The 16,864-nt window shown below is 68.2% G+C and carries 14 protein-coding genes; 5 read left to right on the top strand and 9 right to left on the bottom strand.

Going from position 1 to position 16,864, the window contains the following annotated elements:
• The first annotated feature begins 2 nt into the window (after positions 1–2).
• A complete protein-coding gene (locus AC1DBX_RS02430) occupies positions 3–674 on the top strand; it encodes a peptide deformylase (RefSeq protein ID WP_476931001.1) in 672 nt (223 codons plus the stop codon).
• Between the two features lie 21 nt (positions 675–695).
• Here AC1DBX_RS02430 and AC1DBX_RS02435 read toward each other — a convergent pair whose 3' ends face one another.
• Positions 696–2,765, bottom strand: coding sequence for a S9 family peptidase (locus AC1DBX_RS02435; protein ID WP_476931002.1), 2,070 nt, complete (start codon positions 2,763–2,765; stop codon positions 696–698).
• A 154-nt stretch (positions 2,766–2,919) separates the two neighbouring features.
• Between AC1DBX_RS02435 and AC1DBX_RS02440 the strand changes: the two genes are divergently transcribed.
• The 4 genes from AC1DBX_RS02440 to AC1DBX_RS02455 all read left to right on the top strand — a co-directional run bounded on the left by AC1DBX_RS02440 (position 2,920) and on the right by AC1DBX_RS02455 (position 6,268).
• Positions 2,920–3,783: a methyltransferase domain-containing protein gene (locus tag AC1DBX_RS02440; protein ID WP_476931003.1), complete on the top strand. Its 864-nt coding sequence runs from the start codon at positions 2,920–2,922 to the stop codon at positions 3,781–3,783.
• A gap of 233 nt (positions 3,784–4,016) precedes the next feature.
• Complete coding sequence (locus AC1DBX_RS02445; RefSeq protein WP_028276336.1) at positions 4,017–4,478, top strand: NfeD family protein; 462 nt, start codon at positions 4,017–4,019, stop codon at positions 4,476–4,478.
• 88 nt (positions 4,479–4,566) lie between these two features.
• Positions 4,567–5,523 (top strand): SPFH domain-containing protein, encoded by a 957-nt coding sequence (locus tag AC1DBX_RS02450; RefSeq protein ID WP_028276337.1) that lies wholly within the window; start codon positions 4,567–4,569, stop codon positions 5,521–5,523.
• 397 nt (positions 5,524–5,920) lie between these two features.
• Complete coding sequence (locus tag AC1DBX_RS02455) at positions 5,921–6,268, top strand: RNA polymerase-binding protein RbpA (RefSeq protein WP_026266329.1); 348 nt, start codon at positions 5,921–5,923, stop codon at positions 6,266–6,268.
• Between the two features lie 148 nt (positions 6,269–6,416).
• On the opposite strand, the gene AC1DBX_RS02460 is transcribed toward AC1DBX_RS02455, so the two are convergent.
• The 8 genes from AC1DBX_RS02460 to AC1DBX_RS02495 form a co-directional block, all read right to left on the bottom strand.
• A complete protein-coding gene (locus AC1DBX_RS02460) occupies positions 6,417–6,959 on the bottom strand; it encodes a VOC family protein (protein ID WP_476931004.1) in 543 nt (180 codons plus the stop codon).
• 241 nt (positions 6,960–7,200) lie between these two features.
• Positions 7,201–7,947, bottom strand: a complete 747-nt coding sequence (locus AC1DBX_RS02465; protein ID WP_459384751.1) for a polyprenol monophosphomannose synthase — start codon at positions 7,945–7,947, stop codon at positions 7,201–7,203.
• Between the two features lie 454 nt (positions 7,948–8,401).
• The gene (locus AC1DBX_RS02470; protein ID WP_476931005.1) at positions 8,402–10,081 is read right to left on the bottom strand and encodes an amidohydrolase; all 1,680 of its coding nucleotides are present in this window, start codon (positions 10,079–10,081) and stop codon (positions 8,402–8,404) included.
• A gap of 116 nt (positions 10,082–10,197) precedes the next feature.
• Positions 10,198–13,173, bottom strand: a complete 2,976-nt coding sequence (locus AC1DBX_RS02475; RefSeq protein ID WP_476931006.1) for a DEAD/DEAH box helicase — start codon at positions 13,171–13,173, stop codon at positions 10,198–10,200.
• A gap of 24 nt (positions 13,174–13,197) precedes the next feature.
• Positions 13,198–13,992 carry a twin-arginine translocase subunit TatC gene (gene tatC, locus AC1DBX_RS02480; RefSeq protein ID WP_028275586.1) on the bottom strand — a complete coding sequence of 265 codons (795 nt, stop codon included), beginning with the start codon at positions 13,990–13,992 and terminating at the stop codon, positions 13,198–13,200.
• Positions 13,993–14,040: 48 nt separating this feature from the next.
• Positions 14,041–14,310: a Sec-independent protein translocase subunit TatA gene (gene tatA, locus AC1DBX_RS02485; protein ID WP_018772900.1), complete on the bottom strand. Its 270-nt coding sequence runs from the start codon at positions 14,308–14,310 to the stop codon at positions 14,041–14,043.
• A 35-nt stretch (positions 14,311–14,345) separates the two neighbouring features.
• Complete coding sequence (locus AC1DBX_RS02490; protein ID WP_476855875.1) at positions 14,346–14,741, bottom strand: hypothetical protein; 396 nt, start codon at positions 14,739–14,741, stop codon at positions 14,346–14,348.
• 5 nt (positions 14,742–14,746) lie between these two features.
• Positions 14,747–16,780 carry a helix-turn-helix transcriptional regulator gene (locus AC1DBX_RS02495; protein ID WP_476931007.1) on the bottom strand — a complete coding sequence of 678 codons (2,034 nt, stop codon included), beginning with the start codon at positions 16,778–16,780 and terminating at the stop codon, positions 14,747–14,749.
• Between the last annotated feature and the right edge of the window lie 84 nt (positions 16,781–16,864).

The raw sequence follows: 16,864 nt of genomic DNA on the forward strand, positions 1-16,864 counted from the left end.
GCATGCCCTATGACGCCAGGCCCACTGACTACAGCGCCGCCCGGATAAGCGAGACCGTCCAGGAGATCCTGAGCGCCGGCATCCTCCCGCCGATTGTCCAGGCCGGACACCCGGTGCTCCGGCACGTGGCGGCGCCGTACGATGGCCAGTTGACTGATGCCGACCTCGGCCACCTCATCGACCTCATGCGCAGCGTGATGCACAAGGCCCCAGGCGTGGGCCTGGCGGCCCCGCAGCTGGGGATTCCGCTGCAGATCGCTGTCCTGGAGGACCAGTTCGACGTCGATCCCGACGTCGCTGCCGTCCGCGGGCGGGAGGCGCTGCCGTTCTTTGCCATGCTGAACCCGGGCTATCGTCCCCTGGGCGCGAAGTCCGCGGCGTTCTACGAAGGCTGCCTCTCCATTGGCGGCCTGCAGGCGGCGGTCGTGCGGCCGGAATCAGTCCAGCTCGATTTCACGGCGCCGGACGGCACGAAACTCCAGCAGACTTTCTCCGGCTGGCAGGCCCGGATTGTCCAGCATGAAACCGACCACCTCCACGGGATCCTCTTCCTGGACCGGGCCGAGCTACGCTCCATCAGCAACAATGTCGAATACTCCGCCCGCTGGGCCCAGCCGGACATCAGCCGCGCCCGGCAGGAACTCGGGTTCCTGCCGGACCCGGCCGCGGACTAAGCCTGCGGGCCAGGGCCAGGGCTAGGGCTGCGGCGCCGGATTCGATGCGGACGGCAGGTAGCGGGCCCACCACTTCAGGATTTCATCGAACCGCTGCTTCCGGTGGTGCGGGGTGCCGGAGCGGGACAGCTCATGGTTCTCGCCGGGGAAGACCAGGAATCCGGTCTCGACCCCCTGTTGCTTGAGGGCGGTGAAGTACCGCTGGCCCTGCTCCACGGGACACCGGAGGTCCTCCTCGCTGTGGATCACCAGCGACGGCGTCCGTACATGCTGCACGCGCGCCATGGGACTCTGGGCCTCCATTTGCTCCGCCGCCGGGCCGGTGTATTCGCCACCGAAGAACCAGCCGATGTCGGAAGAACCGGTGAAGCTCACGGGGTCCAGGAAACCACGCTCGACTATGGCGGCCCGGAAACGGTGGTCGTGGCTGATGGTCCACGCCGTCAGGTAGCCGCCGTAGGATCCGCCCATGATGCCGACATTGGCGGAGTCCAGATCCTCGAACTTCCCCACTGCCCCGTCCAGGAACGCCAGGACGTCCTGCATGTCCACGGTTCCCATCCGCTCCTTGATGGACCGGCCATGTGCCTGGCCGTAACCGGCAGAACCCCGCGGATTGCACATGAGCACGGCGTAACCGGCCCCGGCATAGACCTGCGCTTCGTCGAACAACGCCACTCCGAACTGGGCAAACGGGCCGCCATGGATGTTCAGCAGCACCGGGTGCGGGCCAGGGCCCGCCGGCTTCACGAGCCAGCCATGGACCGGGTACCCGTCCGCCGAGGGCAAAGTCAGTTCCTGCGGCTCGCTGATCCCCGCCACGCTCCGCAGCTGGGCGGAAAAGTCCGTCAGGCGGCGCACCTGCCCGCCGTCGAGCACGGCAACATCACCGGCCGTCGTCGAATCGCTGAAACTCACCACGAGCGTTCCGCCACCCTCCGCGGCGCCGGTCACCACCCGATTGCCTTCCAGGAGGACGGTGTGGCCGCCCGTCGCAACGAATTCGTGCAGCTCCACGGTTCCCCGCGCATTGTTCAGCACCAGGGCGCCGGCGCCGCCGCGCAGCTCCAGCCGGCCGCCGCCGGACAGGTCCAGCGCCTCGGCATCGCTGAGCGCCGTGGCGTGTCCGCCGGCGGCAGGCATCGCATAGAGGACGGTGTTCCTGGCCACGAAGTCCAGACCGGATGCGCCCAGATCCTGGGCCAGGAAGAAGAGCCACAGCCCATCGGCGGATTGGCGCACGGCGCTGATGCTCTGCCGTCCGGCGTTGGCCGGCACCACAGCCTGCGGCTGCCCTCCGGTAACAGGCAGCGCGTAGATTCCACTGACGAGGTCAGTGTCCCGCCCATCGTGCAGGGCGGCGGTGAAGAAGATGGTGCCGCCGTCGGCGCTGAAGCCGGCGCCGTTGTGGTCCGCTGGTGCGGTGGTGAGTTGTTTGGCGGCCGGCAGCAGCCCGGCAGCATTCTCCGCGGGATCGGCCGCGGTGCCGAGGGCCTTCAGGGCGCGTCCGGCCGGCGCCACCTTCGGTTCGGCGTCAAGCTGCGGCACCTCGAGGATGAACAGCTGAAGCGGCTTGTCAGCGGTGTAGCCAACACCGTTCATCCGGTACTGGAAATCCGTGATCAGCCGGGCGTCCTCGCTGCCCGCACTCACGCCGTCGACGCTGCCATACCGGCCCTCGTCAGGCGTCCTGGCGCTGAAGAGAATGCTGCGGGAATCAGGCGACCACGTGAAGGAGCTGACCCCCAGTGGGGCCGCCGTCAACAGCTGGGGTTCGCCGCCGGCGGCTTCCACCACGAACAGCTGCGGCTTTCCGTCCGCTGCCGCACGCAGGAACCCAAGGGCACGGCCGTCAGGTGAAAAGTCCGGTGCTGTGTCACGGAAGCCCCGGGTCAGCCGGCGTGGCCTCTGGTCAGGGTCGTTGAAGTCCGGGTGGGTCAGGTCCTGGCCCAAGGGCACGGTCCACAGCTGGCCCACGTAGGCATCGGCATCGAAGTCCGGGTGGAGCACGGAGACCACGGCGCGGGAACCGTCGGGGTGCACGGCAGGGGCGGACACGGAATTGAGCAGCGGAAGATGTTCAGATTTCACGATTGCGAGCCTAGCCCGTGGCGTGCCCGCTGTGAAACACCTCACGTTGCGCCGGTGCGGCGAGGCACGCCGCGGCGTTCCCGGTGCCCGGCGCCCCTGTAGCCAATATCCCGTCCGCGCGGCGGGCCGGCGATCCGCGCATAGGATGAAAGCTATGCCCGCCGCCGATCTCCCCCTCCTGTGCCCGGTGTGCCGCCAGGGCCTCCACTTCACTGGCGGCGCCCGCACCCTGGTGTGCGGAGCCGGCCACAGCTTTGACGCGGCCAGACAGGGCTACTTCAACTTCCTGGTCGGCAAGGGGACGGTTTTTGAAGCCGACAGCGCAGAAATGGTGGCGGCCCGCTTCGACTTCCTCTCCGCGGGGCATTACCAGCCGCTGGCCGATGCCGTGGCCGGGCTCGCCACACCGGCGCTCCGGGAGGCCCCCGCCGGCCGGCCCCTCGTGCTCGACGCCGGAACGGGCACCGGCCACTACCTCAGGGCCGTGCTGGACCGGGCCGCGGACAGTGGTCCGGCCGCGGCAATCGGCCTGGACATTTCCAAGTTCGCCCTGCGTCGCGCAGCCAGGCTGAACCCCGAGGCTTTGAACGTCGTCGGGGACGTCTGGCAGCCGTTGCCGGTCGCGGAGAACGCCGTCGACGTCGTCACCGTGGTCTTCGCGCCGCGCAACGCGCCCGAGTTCGCCCGGGTCCTCCGCCCCGGCGGCCGCCTGATCGTGGTCACACCGCGGCCCGGCCACCTGGCGGAGGTTGCCGGGCCGGCCGGGATGCTGGGGATCGAGCCGGCCAAAGACGAGCGGCTCGCCGCGTCCCTGGGCCAGCACTTCGCGCCCGTCGCAGCATCTGATCTGGACCTGGCATTGAACCTTGGCCCGCGCGACGTCGCCAACCTGGCCTACATGGGACCGGCCGGCCACCACCTGGACCGCGCCGCACTGGTAGCCCTCGAGGCCGCGCTTCCGGAGCGGACCTCCGTCTCGGCCCGCTTCCGGATCAGCGTCTTTCAACCCATCCGCTGACCATTTCCGCTCCCGCCACTTCGCGGGTGCCGTCCGGCATGCCCTGAAAACCACTCCCCGGGAGGGAACCGGGGCGGAAAGCCAGGCTGGGGAATCGACCCGCGAAATAACGACTTGGCCACTTTGGCCATCAATTCCCTACCGCCGGTCCCAGCTATTGCCTTTCCGCTTAGGATGGAATCACAGTTACTGGGGACCTGTGCCTGCAGCTCCCGGAACTCTAGGGGGAATTGATGTCTGAATGGCTGATCGAGAATTGGTGGGCGTTGTGGCTCACGCTCTTTCTCCTGTTTGCCGTGGTCGAGATGATCACACTCGATCTGTTCTTCATCATGCTCGGCGGCGGCGCCCTCGCCGGGCTTGTGGCGGACTTCGCCGGCGCCGATCCGTGGCTGCAGATCATCGCCTTCTGCGTGGTGTCCCTGCTCATGATCGGCTTCGTCCGGCCGGTGGCCCTCAAGCATCTCCACCGGGGACCGGCGGATCAGCGCACCAACATTGAACGCCTCATCGGCGAATCCGCCGTCGTCATGGAGGCTGTGAGCGAAAACGGCGGGCTCGTCAAGATTGGCGGGGACGTCTGGAGTGCGCGGTCCGAATCGGGAGTGCTGGCGCCCGGACAGCAGGCTGTGGTCAGTGCCATCGAAGGGGCCACCGCGATCGTGGCTCCGCAACCGGAATCCGCCGTCCAATAAAGGGCGCTGTCCGGCGGGCACTGCTGTCCGGCCGGTGCGGCGCTGCCGGCGCGAGACTAAAACAAAACAACTGGGGAATAGGTGATGTATGAATATCGCAGTCGCAATTGTGCTGCTGGTACTAATTGTGTTTGTAATTATTGTGCTGGTCCGGTCGGTCCGGATCATTCCACAGGCCCGTGCCGGCGTCGTTGAACGGCTGGGTAAATACCAACGCACCCTGAATCCCGGACTTACCCTGCTGATCCCGTTCGTGGACCGCCTGCTGCCATTGCTCGACCTGCGGGAGCAGGTGGTGTCCTTCCCGCCGCAGCCGGTCATCACCGAGGACAACCTGGTGGTCTCGATCGACACCGTGGTCTATTTCCAGGTCACGGACGCCCGGGCCGCCACCTACGAAATCGCCAACTACATCCAGGCAGTGGAACAGCTGACCACCACCACTCTGCGCAACGTGGTTGGCGGCCTCAACCTGGAGGAAGCGCTGACCTCGCGCGACCAGATCAACGGCCAGCTCCGCGGCGTCCTGGACGAGGCGACCGGTCGCTGGGGCATCCGGGTCTCCCGGGTCGAGCTCAAGGCGATCGATCCGCCCCACTCGATCCAGGACTCGATGGAAAAGCAGATGCGGGCCGAACGTGACCGCCGCGCCGCCATCCTGACGGCCGAGGGCACCAAGCAGTCCGCGATCCTCACCGCGGAAGGCCAGCGCCAGTCCTCCATCCTGAAGGCCGAAGGCGACGCGAAGGCGGCCATCCTGCGGGCCGACGGCGAGGCGCAGGCCATCCAGAAGGTCTTCGACGCGATCCACAAGGGCAACCCGGACCAGAAACTGCTGGCTTACCAGTACCTCCAGACCCTCCCGAAGATTGCCGAGGGATCCTCGAACAAGCTGTGGATCATTCCCAGCGAGGTTGGCGAGGCGCTCAAGGGGATCGGCAGCGTACTGGGTGCGGGCGCGGTGCAGGAGCAGACGGCCTCAACGCCGGACGTGGCACCGTACTCACCGCCCGCCGCAGCCGACGGCCAAGGGAACCGGCCCTGATCCTGCTCCCGAACTGGGTCTCTCGGATCGGATAGTTCCGTCCTGGCCCCCGCAGACCGGCCGTTTCGGCCCGGCTGCGGGGGCCAGCCAGCTTAAGGCCGGCCCGGGCGGGTACAGGATACGCAGTTCACGCCGCGGGGCTACTCGCTTTACCGCGCCCGCAACACTCCCGTATACTTGAATATTTGTCCGGTAAGTTCAGCCGTCCGGAACAAAAACGCTCCGCACAGCGTTGATTCCAATGACGTTCCAAAGAGTTTTGTCCACTGGTGACTGTCATCTGGCCGGGCCACACCGGGCCAGGTACGGTACAGCGCGGTGCAACCAGAAGTCCGGCGCCTGACGGTCCCCGGACAACGCAGGGCTTGACCCTGCGAACCGAATAGAGGGAGAAAAGATGAGCGATCGCAGCCTGCGGGGTATGCGCCTTGGCGCACAGAGCATGGAGACCGAATCCGGCGTCGAACCGGCTCCGCGCCAGCGGGTTGAATACCGTTGCGAGGATGGCGAGCAGGTGTTCGTGACATTCTCCTCGGAAGCCGAGATCCCCCCGGTTTGGGTTTCGAAAACGGGCAAGGAGGCGTTGCTGGTGGATGGCGAACGCCCCGTCAACAGCAACGAGAAGGCAGTGCGCACGCACTGGGACATGCTGCTGGAGCGCCGCTCGCTTCCCGAGCTTGAGCAGATCCTCGAAGATCGCCTCACCATCCTGCGCGAACGCCGCGGCGAACGCCGCTCGGCCTAGTCCCCCAGCGCACCGGCTACGGCAAGGGCCGGGCCCGCATCGAATGATGCGGGCCCGGCCCTTTTTCTGTTCCTGCGTCTCCCCTGCGCCTCCTCTGCGCCTCCTGCGGCTGCACCGTCTGGACGCGCACAGGAGCCGGGATTCTGCGTCAGCCGGGGGTGAGGACGCAGAACTCGTTGCCCTCCGAATCGGCGAGGCAGACCCAGGGCACATCGCCTTGGCCGACGTCGGCGTCAGTGGCGCCCAGAGCCCGCAGCCGGGCCACCTCCGCCGCTTGATCATCACCCGGGTACGGCATCAGGTCGAGATGGACACGGCCCCACACGGCCTGCACGCCGGGCGTGCGAAGGAATTCAAGGTACGGCCCGACACCCTTGGCCGAACGCAGTCTCGCATGATCATCGCCCACCTCGTGCAGGGTCCAGTCCGTCGCCCCGCCCCAGAACCCGGCCATGGCCCGCTGGTCTGCACAGCTGACCACCACCGCGGCGATCGGCCCGGTGTCCTGGTAGATCGGGCGGGGCTCCAGCACGCGGAACAGGTTGCCCTCCGGGTCGGCCAGAACCGTCCAGGGCTCAGCACCCTGGCCGACGTCGGCGGGCGTCGCACCGAGCCCCAAGAGATGAGCGACCAGCTCCGCCTGGTGGGCCGCAGAGGTGGTGGCGAGATCGAGGCGTGCCCGGTACCTCACCGTCTCGGGGTCCGGGACGGTGACGACATCGATGCAGACGGCGGCGGGGTCGGCCAGACGAAACCCGGGGGTTCAACATTGGTCACACCGGGTCCCTCGCTGGACACGCCCAAGCCGAGTGCCTCCGCCCAAAACCGGCCGAGCGTTGAGTCATCCCGAGCCTTGAAATTCACCTGAACAAGTCGCAGCGCCATACCGCCCGACCCTATACCCAGGCGATGCCCGGACCAGGAGACACGCCTCAGGCGTCCTGCCTGCTGTCCTGCTTGCCCCGGAGCTTGTTCCAGCGGGCCGTAAGTCCCCATTTGGTGACGTTGATCATGGCTTCGACGACGATGTTGCCGCTCATCTTCGAAGCGCCGAGCTCGCGCTCCACGAAGGTAATGGGCCGTTCCACGATGGTCAGGCCGAGCTTGGCCACGCGCCAGGCCAGATCCACCTGGAAGCCATAGCCAACCGAGTCGACCGCATCCAGGTTCAGCTTCTCCAGGGTGGTGCGCCGGAAGGCGCGGAAGCCGCCGGTGACGTCCTTGATCTTCACTCCGAGCATGATCCGCGCGTACGTGCTGCCGACGCGGCTGATGGCCTGGCGGTAGAGCGGCCAGTTGACCACACGGCCGCCGGGAACCCAGCGGGAGCCCATGGCGAGGTCCGCGCCCTGCTCCACGGCCTCGATCAGCTGCGGCAGCTGCTCGGGCTGGTGCGAGCCGTCAGCGTCCATCTCCACGAGGATGTCGTAGCCGGCGTCCAGGCCCCACTTGAAGCCCGCGATGTACGCCGCTCCCAGGCCGGCCTTTCCGGCGCGGTGCAGGACGTGGACCTGTCCGTCTTCTGCGGCCATGCGGTCCGCCAGCTGCCCCGTGCCGTCAGGGCTGTTGTCGTCGACAACCAGCACGTCGGAGGCGGGCACGGCTGTGCGCAGGCGACCGAGGGTCTTGGGCAACGATTCCAGCTCGTTATAGGTCGGGATGATGGTGAGGACACGCACAGCGAGGCCTTTCCTTGAAGGGAGCGGTCGGTGCGCCGAAAGTCAATGGTTCCGGATATTCAGGCGCAACTTCCCATTATAGGGAGTTGCGCGCCCGCGGGGCGCCCGTGCGGCCGCCCGGGCAGGTCCACCCGCTTCGGGCCAGTTCCGGCAGGCCACGAATTGCGGCGCCGGAACCGTTTTCTGCTGCGAAGTAGACCCGCCCCCTGGGGGTGCCCGTGGTCATGACCAAGTAAAGCTCCCGCGGGTGCGGCAACCTGGGAAGGACCGGGGACTGCCGGAGTCTGCGCGGTACGCAACCCTCCGTTGCCCCTCAATGCTACGGGGGCGGGCCGATCTGTCAACCGAGCCGTGACCTGCCGTTTCGTCTGTCGGTGCAGGTCAGGGCGGGGTCGCGGGTGGAAATGTTTCCGCTCCGTAAGCTGGATGACGGGACGGATCAGGCGCCGGGTGGTCAGGCGTGGAGGGCGCCGCTGGCATAGAGTTCCTGGCCGTCCCGTACCGTCAGGAGGCAGGCAGGATCGCTGCCGGTGTCCAGCGCCGGCAGCAGCGGGGTGCGGGCGCGCGGGTCGGTGCTCCACGACTGCACGCGCCCGTCGGCCACCTGGACCATGAGCTCCTCAACCTCCCAGACCGCAAAGCTGGCCGGAGCGCCCGGCACCAGTTGCCCGGCCATGGGGTTGGGGTAGCGGGCTGCCCGCCAGCCGGCCCGCGTGTGGCCGAGGAACGCGGCGCGGGCCGAGATCTGTTCGGCGGGATTGGTGTGCTGCAGGCACGCTCGCACGCTGGACCACGGCCGGAGCGGCGTCACTGGGCTGTCGCTGCCGAAGCAGATCGGCACACCGGCCGCGTAGAGGCTGCCAAAGGCATTCATTCCCAGCCGGCGGGAGCCGAGGCGCTGCTGGTACAGGCGGTCCCCGCCACCCCACAGGGCGTCGAAGACCGGCTGCGCGCTGACGCTGACCGAATAGCGGGCCAGCCGGCCGATGGCCGCGGCATCGGCGAGTTCGACGTGCTCGAACCGGTGCCCCGCGGCACGGACGCGCTGCTCCCCCACCTCAGCCGCGGCGAGGTCGAGGGCGTCGAGGGCCGCGTCCAGGCCGGCGTCGCCGATCACGTGGAAACCCGCCTGGATCCCCAGGAGGGAGCACGCCGCGAGGTGGGCGGCTGCCTCGGCCACGGAGAGGTACAGGTTGCCGCGCTCTCCGGGCGCGTCGGTGTAATCCTCCCGCAGGGCGGCGGTCCGTGAGCCGATCGAGCCGTCGATGTTCAGGTCACCGGCCAGGCCCAGTACAGGCAGGCCCAATTCGTCCAGGATGGACTGGGCATGTTCGGCGGATCCGGCGAGCTCGCCCCAGTACGGCAGGATCTCCGGCGCTGCCACGCCGTCCACCCCGGTCGGTCCTCCGCCGGAGGTGCTGTTCCAGGCCGCCGCGAGCCGCAGGTCCTCGATGCTTCCGATATGCGGCGCGGCCATCTCGGCGAGGGCCACGTAGCCGTTGGCCGCAGCCTCGGCGAGGGCGCGCTGCTGGTACGCGCGCAGGGCGTCCGCCGGCAGCCGGCGGGCCGCCAGGCGGGCCGCGGTGTGGGCGTCGCGTTTGACCTGGCTTCCGGCGCCTCCGCCGTCGAGCCCGTCCAGTCCGGCCGATGCGGCCAGGGAGTTCGATACCAGGGCCGAGTGGACATCCACGCGGGACAGGTAGACCTGGCGGCCGCCGGCCGCGCGTTCGATTTCGTCCCGGGAGGGCAGGGCGGGATCGGCCCAGGTGGTCTCGTCCCAGCCGTGGCCCAGGACGGGACCGTCCGCGCTGGAAGCGGAGGCGGCGGCGACGGCGTCGAGCAGTTCAGCGGAGGAGCGCACCCCGGCCAGCTGGAGGCCCTCCAGCGCGATTCCGGTTTCCGTCAGGTGGATGTGGGAGTCGACGAAGCCGGGTGCCAGGAGCGCGCCCTGCAGATCGATCACCTCCATGGAGGAATCGGCGATGGACGTGGCGGCCTGCTCGGAACCGACCCAGGCGACGGTGTCGCCGTCGACCAGCATCGCAGTCGCAAAGGGATCGGCCGCTGTGTAGACCGAGCCGTTGCGGTACAGCGTGACGTTGCGGGGGGCGGGGGCGGCCGGCGAATCGGTCATGGGGCGGGAACTCCTTGTTGCTGGGGCCGGCCGAGCGCCGGCGGGTTCGAAAATCTGGGAGGCCGCGGCAGCGGCCCAGCGAGTGGTGCAGGCAGCGGGCCGGTCCGGCCCGCGCCCTAGGCCACGGAGGAATAGGCGACGACGCCGCGTTTGACGAGCTTGATGGCCTCCGCGCACAGCCGCGCAATCCGGGGCTCGAGGTTCGGGATGTCGGCGAGCTGGTCCAGGAGGTCGATCACCTGTTTGACCCAGCGGACAAAGTCGCCCGCGGCCAGGTCGGTGCCGCTCAGCACGTCCTGGAGGTGCCGGCCCTTGGCCCATTTGAAGATCGGCCACACGAGGCCGAGCTCGGGCTCGCCAGTGAGGGGCAGCTTGTTGGCTTCCTCGACGTCCTCCAGCGCGGACCATTCGCGGACCACGGTGTCTACCGCGGATTCCAGGGACACGCTCGGCATCTTGGGCCGCAGGCCGCGGTCCTCACGCTTGGCCTGGTAGACGAGCACACTGGCCAGCGCGGCGATCTCGGCGGCGTCGAGGTCGTTGAAGGCCCCCATCCGCAGCGACTGCGAAATCAGCAGGTCCTTTTCGCCGTAGATCCGCCGCAGGCGTTGCCCGTCCGGGCTGATGGACAGCGCGCCGGTGTCCGAGGTTTCCAGGTAGCCGTAGCCCGTCAGGACGCCGCACACACGGTCGAACGTCTTGGCGATGGTGTTGGTCCGGCCCTGGATCTGGCGGATGAGCCCGTCCGTTTCCTGGCGGAGTTTCCACCAGCGTTCGGACCACCGGGCATGGTCCTCGCGTTCGCTGCAGCCGTGGCACGGGTGGGCGCGCAGTTCCCGGCGCAGCTCGGCGATCCGCTTCTCCTGGTTGGGCGCGGCGGAGGCCCGGCCGAAGTCGTCGTCGCGGCGCGGCGGCGCCGGCGGCCGGTGCTCGCGGATGGCGTTGCGCACCGAGGAGGCCAAGTCGCGGCGGGACTTGGGAACCTTGGCGTTGAAGGTCTTGGGAATCCTGATCCGCGTGATCGGCGACAACGGACCCTCGACGTCGTGCAGGCCGATCCGGCGGAGCTGGTTGTCCAGCGTCATGACGGCGGGGCGGGGCTCGCGGGATTCGTGGTCGGAGCTGAGCACCACCGCGAGCCCGGGCGACTTCCCGGCCGGAACATCCACCACGTCGCCCGGGAGCAGCCTGCTCAGGGAGTCCTCGGTCAAGGACTTCCTGGCCCGGGACGTGCTCCGGGAGGCCATGGTTTCGGCATCGCCCAGGGCCCGCCGCAGCCTCGCGTATTCGGTGAAGTCGCCCAGGTGGCAGGTCATGGCCTTGCTGAACCCGGCAATGGATTCTTCCCGGCTCCTGACCTGCCGGGCCAGTCCCACCACGGAACGGTCCGCCTGGAACTGGGCAAAGGATGATTCGAGGATCTCCCGGGCGCGCGGCCGGCCGAACTGCGCCAAAAGGTTGATCGACATGTTGTACGTGGGCCGGAAGCTGGAGTTCAGCGGGTAGGTCCGCCGTGAGGCCAGGCCGGCGACGGCGGCCGGATCCGTTCCGGGCTGCCACAGCACGACGGCGTGGCCCTCGACGTCGATGCCGCGGCGGCCGGCGCGGCCCGTCAGCTGGGTGTACTCCCCCGCCGTGATGTTGACATGGGCCTCGCCATTGAACTTGTCCAGCTTTTCGAGCACGACGCAGCGGGCCGGCATATTCACGCCCAGGGCCAGTGTTTCGGTGGCGAAGACGGCCTTGACCAGCCCGTCGACGAACAGCTTCTCCACAACCTCCTTGAAGGTCGGCAGCATGCCGGCGTGGTGCGCGGCGAGCCCGCGGAGCAGGCCGTCCCGCCAGCTCCAGAAGCCGAGCACATCGAGGTCATCCGAGGGGATGTCCTGGGCCGCCTCGTCGACGCGCCGGGCGATGATCTGCTGTTCGGCTTCGCTGGTCAGCCAGTGTCCGGCCGCGACGCACTGGGCCACGGCGGCATCGCAGCCGGCGCGCGAGAAGATGAAGGTGATGGCCGGCAGAAGGTCCTGCCGGTCCAGGCTGGCGATGACCTGCGGCCGGCTGGCTTTCCGCACCGGGCTGCGCTGGGCTCCCTGCGGTTCGTCCCGCTGGCTGCGTTGCTGCCGGCGCTGGTTCCGGCCGCCGTGGCCGAAGCGGCCACGGAAATTCATCTGGCTCTCGGCCCGGGCCATGGACAGCAGTTCCGGGTTGACCTCGAAGCCGGCCCGCCCGGGCACTTCCGAGGTGACGGCGGCCGCCCGGCCCCCGACGACAGCCTCGGCTACGGCATCGGCGGACGCCTCACTGGCACTTGTCTCACTGGCCGTTGCCCCCCTGGCACTTGTCTCACTGGCAGTTGCCCCACCAGGCAGGGCGATCTCGTCAAAGCTCGTGTCGCCGGCAAACAGGTCCACGATCTTCCGGCCCACCATGACGTGCTGCCACAGCGGCACCGGGCGGTGCTCGGAGACGATCACATCGGTCTGCCCGCGGACGGTGTCGAGCCACGCACCGAACTCCTCGGCGTTGGAGACCGTGGCACTCAGGGACGCCACCTGGACCTCGCTGGGCAGATGGATAATGACTTCCTCCCACACTGCGCCGCGGAAGCGGTCGGCGAGGTAGTGGACTTCGTCCATGACCACGAAGCCGAGATCATCCAGGGTGTCCGAATCCGCGTAGAGCATGTTGCGGAGCACTTCGGTGGTCATCACCACCACCGGGGCGTCGCCGTTGATGCTGGTATCTCCGGTGAGCAGGCCCACCTGGGCGGCGCCGTACTTGGCGGCCAGTTCGGAGTACTTCTGGTTGCTCAGGGCTTTGATGGGGGTGGTGTAAAACGCCTTGAGCCCACGCTGGAGGGCCAGATAGATGGCGAACTCCCCCACAATCGTCTTCCCGGCGCCGGTGGGGGCGGCCACCAGCACGCCCCGGCCGGCCTGCAGGGACAGGCATGCTTCGCGCTGGAAGTCATCGAGTTCAAATTCGAGCGAGCGGATGAACCCGCCCAGATAGGTCTTGGCTTCAGCAGCCCGCTCGACGCTGGCGCGGTAACGTTCGGACGGTGATTCCGGCCCGGGGTGTGAGGACATGTTTCCAGCCTAGTGCGCGAAAGGCTAGAGATTCTCCAGCTCGGAGCTGGGGGTGGCGTGGTCGGCGGTGGCTTCGGTCTCGGCGTCGCGTTTGACGGCGCGCCGCTCGCGCCGGCGGTCGTTGAGCAGGCACAGCCCGATCGCGGCGAAGAACAGCGCCAGCATGGGTCCGGCCAGGTAGAACATGCTCATGGCGTCGGCGCCGGGAGCGGCCATCGCGGCGAACAGGCAGACCAGGAAGACTGTGATCCGCCAGCTCTTGAGCAGCTGCTGGCCCTTGATGAGCCCGGCCAGGTTCAGCCCGAACAGGACCACCGGGAGGAGGAAGGCGATGCCGAAGGCGAGCAGCAGCCGCAGCACGAAGGACAGGTACACCTGGGCGCTGATGAAGTTGGAGCCGCCCGACGGCGTGAAGTCGGTCAGGACACGGACCGCGTTGGGCAGCACGAGCCAGGCCAGCAGGACGCCGCCGACGAAGAGCGGCACGGCCGCCGCCACGAAGGACAGGGCCAGGCGGCGTTCCTTCTTGTGCAGCCCCGGCACGATGAAGGCCCAGAGCTGGTAGAGCCAGACGGGGCTGGCGATAATCAGGCCCAGGAACACGGAGACCTGGATCATGAGGTCGAACGAGCTCGCGACGCCGTCGAAATTCAGGGTCGCCTGGCGGCCTTCGTGTTCATTCAGGTCGCGGATCGGCTTGATCAGCGCCGCCAGCATTGGCTGGTAGACAAGGAAACCCACTACCGTCCCAAGGACGACGGCGATTGCCGCCTTGAAGAGCCGGTTGCGCAGCTCTTTGAGGTGGTCGAGGAGCGCCATCCTCCCCTCGGGGTTCGATCGACGGCTCATGGTTACTGCCATGCGGTCTTAGGCGCGGGTCGACGGCGGAACGTCGGTTCCGTCGCCCGTGCGGCTTTCCGGTGCGCCGGCCTGCGGGTGGTTGATGACCCGTCCTTCAACCGGCTCGGAGCCATCCTTGGCATCGGTGGTGCCGTCCTTCTTCATTTCCCGGACTTCCGACTTGAAAATGCGCATCGACTGGCCCAGGCTGCGGGCCATGCCCGGCAGCTTCGGCGCAGCGAACAGCACCAGTGCCAGAACGATGATGATGATGAGATGCCAGCCTTCAAGCCTCATGGGGAGAGGTCCTTTCGTTTGAATACATCCTATGTCTAACGCGTTTCGATGTCGCGCAGTGCCTGGGGTTGCCCGCGGTCCTTCTTGCGTTGGATGCGGCGCAGCCGGCGGGCGTTTTGCCGGGCGAGCTTGGATGCGTGGTAATCATGTCGCATCCGCGCGGGCGAGGCAAAAATGGCGTCGCCGGGCGCCGGCCGAAGGGACTCGTCCGCGCTGACCGGGTCACCAACGCCGGCCGCTGTCGAACCGGCCGCTGAAACGGTGCCGGTGCCCGCTGGTGCAGGCAGGGTGGAAAAGCGGTCCGCGGCTTCACCCAATTCGGTGAGCGTCGTCGTGGCCTGCCGGAACAGCCGGAAGCCGAGCACGCCGAAGAACAACAGCGACAACGCGACAAGCGCTATCCAAATAACGATCCAGGACCACCAAGGCATGCTGATCAGTCTATCGGGCGATCCGGGAAGGCTTCGTATTGCGTCAGGGCCGCGGCGAGCCACTCCCGCGACGCGGCCGCGAGGGCCTCTGGCTGCAGGATCCGGACCATCCCGCCGTGCTGGGCCACGAACATCGGCAGCCAGTCCGTGCTGCCAAACCGGATTTCGGCGAGCATTCCGCCGCCAGGCAGAGCCGCGGTCCGCTCGGCGTAATAGTCGTCAGCGAGGCCGGTGCCGCGGGGTGCGAGTTCCACCACGACCACCGTGTCGTCGTCGTTCGGGGTGAACAGTTTCACCGGAAAGCTGTCCGCCGGCTTTGCCGTCGCGGCCGCCCGCCGGCCGTTGGGCTCAAGGGCTTCGATCCTGTCCAGCCGGAAGTTACGGAGGCCCTGGGCGGAGTGGCAGTACGCCTCGAGGTACCACGTGTTGTCCAGCGAATAGAGCCGCAGGGGGTCCACGTCGCGTTCGGACACGGCGTCGCGCTGCGCCGAGAAGTACCTCAGGTGCAGCTGCGCGCCGGATTCGAGGGCGGCGCGGGCGGTGTCGAGGACGGCGGAATTGCCGGGGGCCACCTCGGGGCCGGAGAGCGCCGCCGCTTTGACGCCTTCCTCCCCCGCCGCGGCCATGAGTTTCAGCGTCACCGATTCCAGGGCGCCGCCTTCGGCGAGTTCGGGCAGGCTGTTGAGGGTCTCCAGGCCGGTCAGGAGCGCACAGGCCTCGTCCACGGTGAACCGTACGGGGCGGGTCAGGTCCAGTGCCTGGGTGATGAATACGTGGTCATCGTCCCACTGGATGTCCAGCAGATCGTCGGGGTACCCCTCCGGGAGGCCCGAGCAGATCAGGATCCGCAGGTCGTCCTCGAGTGCCTTGCGGGTGATGCCAAACCTGGCGGCGACCTCGCTGATGTGCAGTCCCTGGTTGTGGACAAGGAACGGGACGAGTTGCAGCATCCGCTTGAGCTGGTCCTCCGAGGTTCGTTTCCGGGTACGGCCGGCGCGGCCCGCCGCCGGGAAGGCCACATCCGGCAGGGGCCTGTCGGCGAACTCGGCGGCTGCCGTGAGGCGGCGGTGGACGGCGCCGGCGAGTTCGGGGGGTGAAATCACGGTGACGCGGGGACCATAGGAGGCCAGCTCCTCGCCCAGGGTCTCCGCATCGCGGAAGGGCACCGCGAGGCGGTCCGTCCCGGCCGAATGCCCCGGTGTTCGGGCTTCCGGCGCTGCGGCTTCCGGCGCTGCGTCCGGAAGCGGCTGGGCGCGTTTGCGGAGGCCCAGGAGCCGCCCGTGTTCGACGTCGACCACGGCGCTCTGCACCGGCAGCTCGGCCAGGCCGGCCAGCTCGGCGCGGACGTTGAACCCGGCCGGCGGCGTGAAGCTCTCCTTGTCCATGACGGTCACGGCGGACGTCAGGCGGGACAGGCGGAAGAACCGTTTGTCCCCCCGGCCCCGGTCGTGGCCCACGAGGTACCACTGGCCGAAGCGGCTGCCCAGGCCCCAGGGCTCCACCAGGCGTTCCTGGTCCTGGCCGGTGCTGCCGGCGAGGTAGCTGAACCGGACCGGGTGCTGGGCGTGTATCGCGGCGACCAGGTCCTCGAAGGCCTGGCCGGCGGGGCGGATGCGCGGCTGGACGCCGGTGGGGAGTTCGGCGTCGACCAGGCCGCCGGCGGCCTGCAGCTTCCGGACCGCGTCGACGGCGGCGGAGCCGAGGGCGGCGTGCTCCCAGAGCTGGGCCGCGAGGATCAGGACCGTGCACTCTTCGGGGGTGAGGGAGACGTCGGGCAGCCGGTTCGATTCCTTGCCGATCCGGTAGCGGGTGGTTGCCGGGTCGTCGGAGCCCCAGCCCGTGTCCGTCACGGCCTCGACGTCGAAGCCAAACTGGCGCAGCTCGCCCTTGTCGCGTTCGAACATGCGGCCGAAGGCGACGTCACTGCTCGTGGTGTCGTGGTAGACCTTTTCGCGCAGCTCGCTGCGGCGCAGGCCGTACTTGGTGTTGAGCAGGGCGATGAGCAGGTTCAGGAGGCGTTCTGTACGTGAGGCGGACACCCCGCAAGGGTACTAAAGCCGGTCGCGGAAAATGACGAAAGCGCGGCAACAGCCGGAAGAACTTTTCCGATTGTTACCGCGCTT

The sequence above is a fragment of the Arthrobacter sp. 10N44_2 genome (assembly GCF_056394385.1).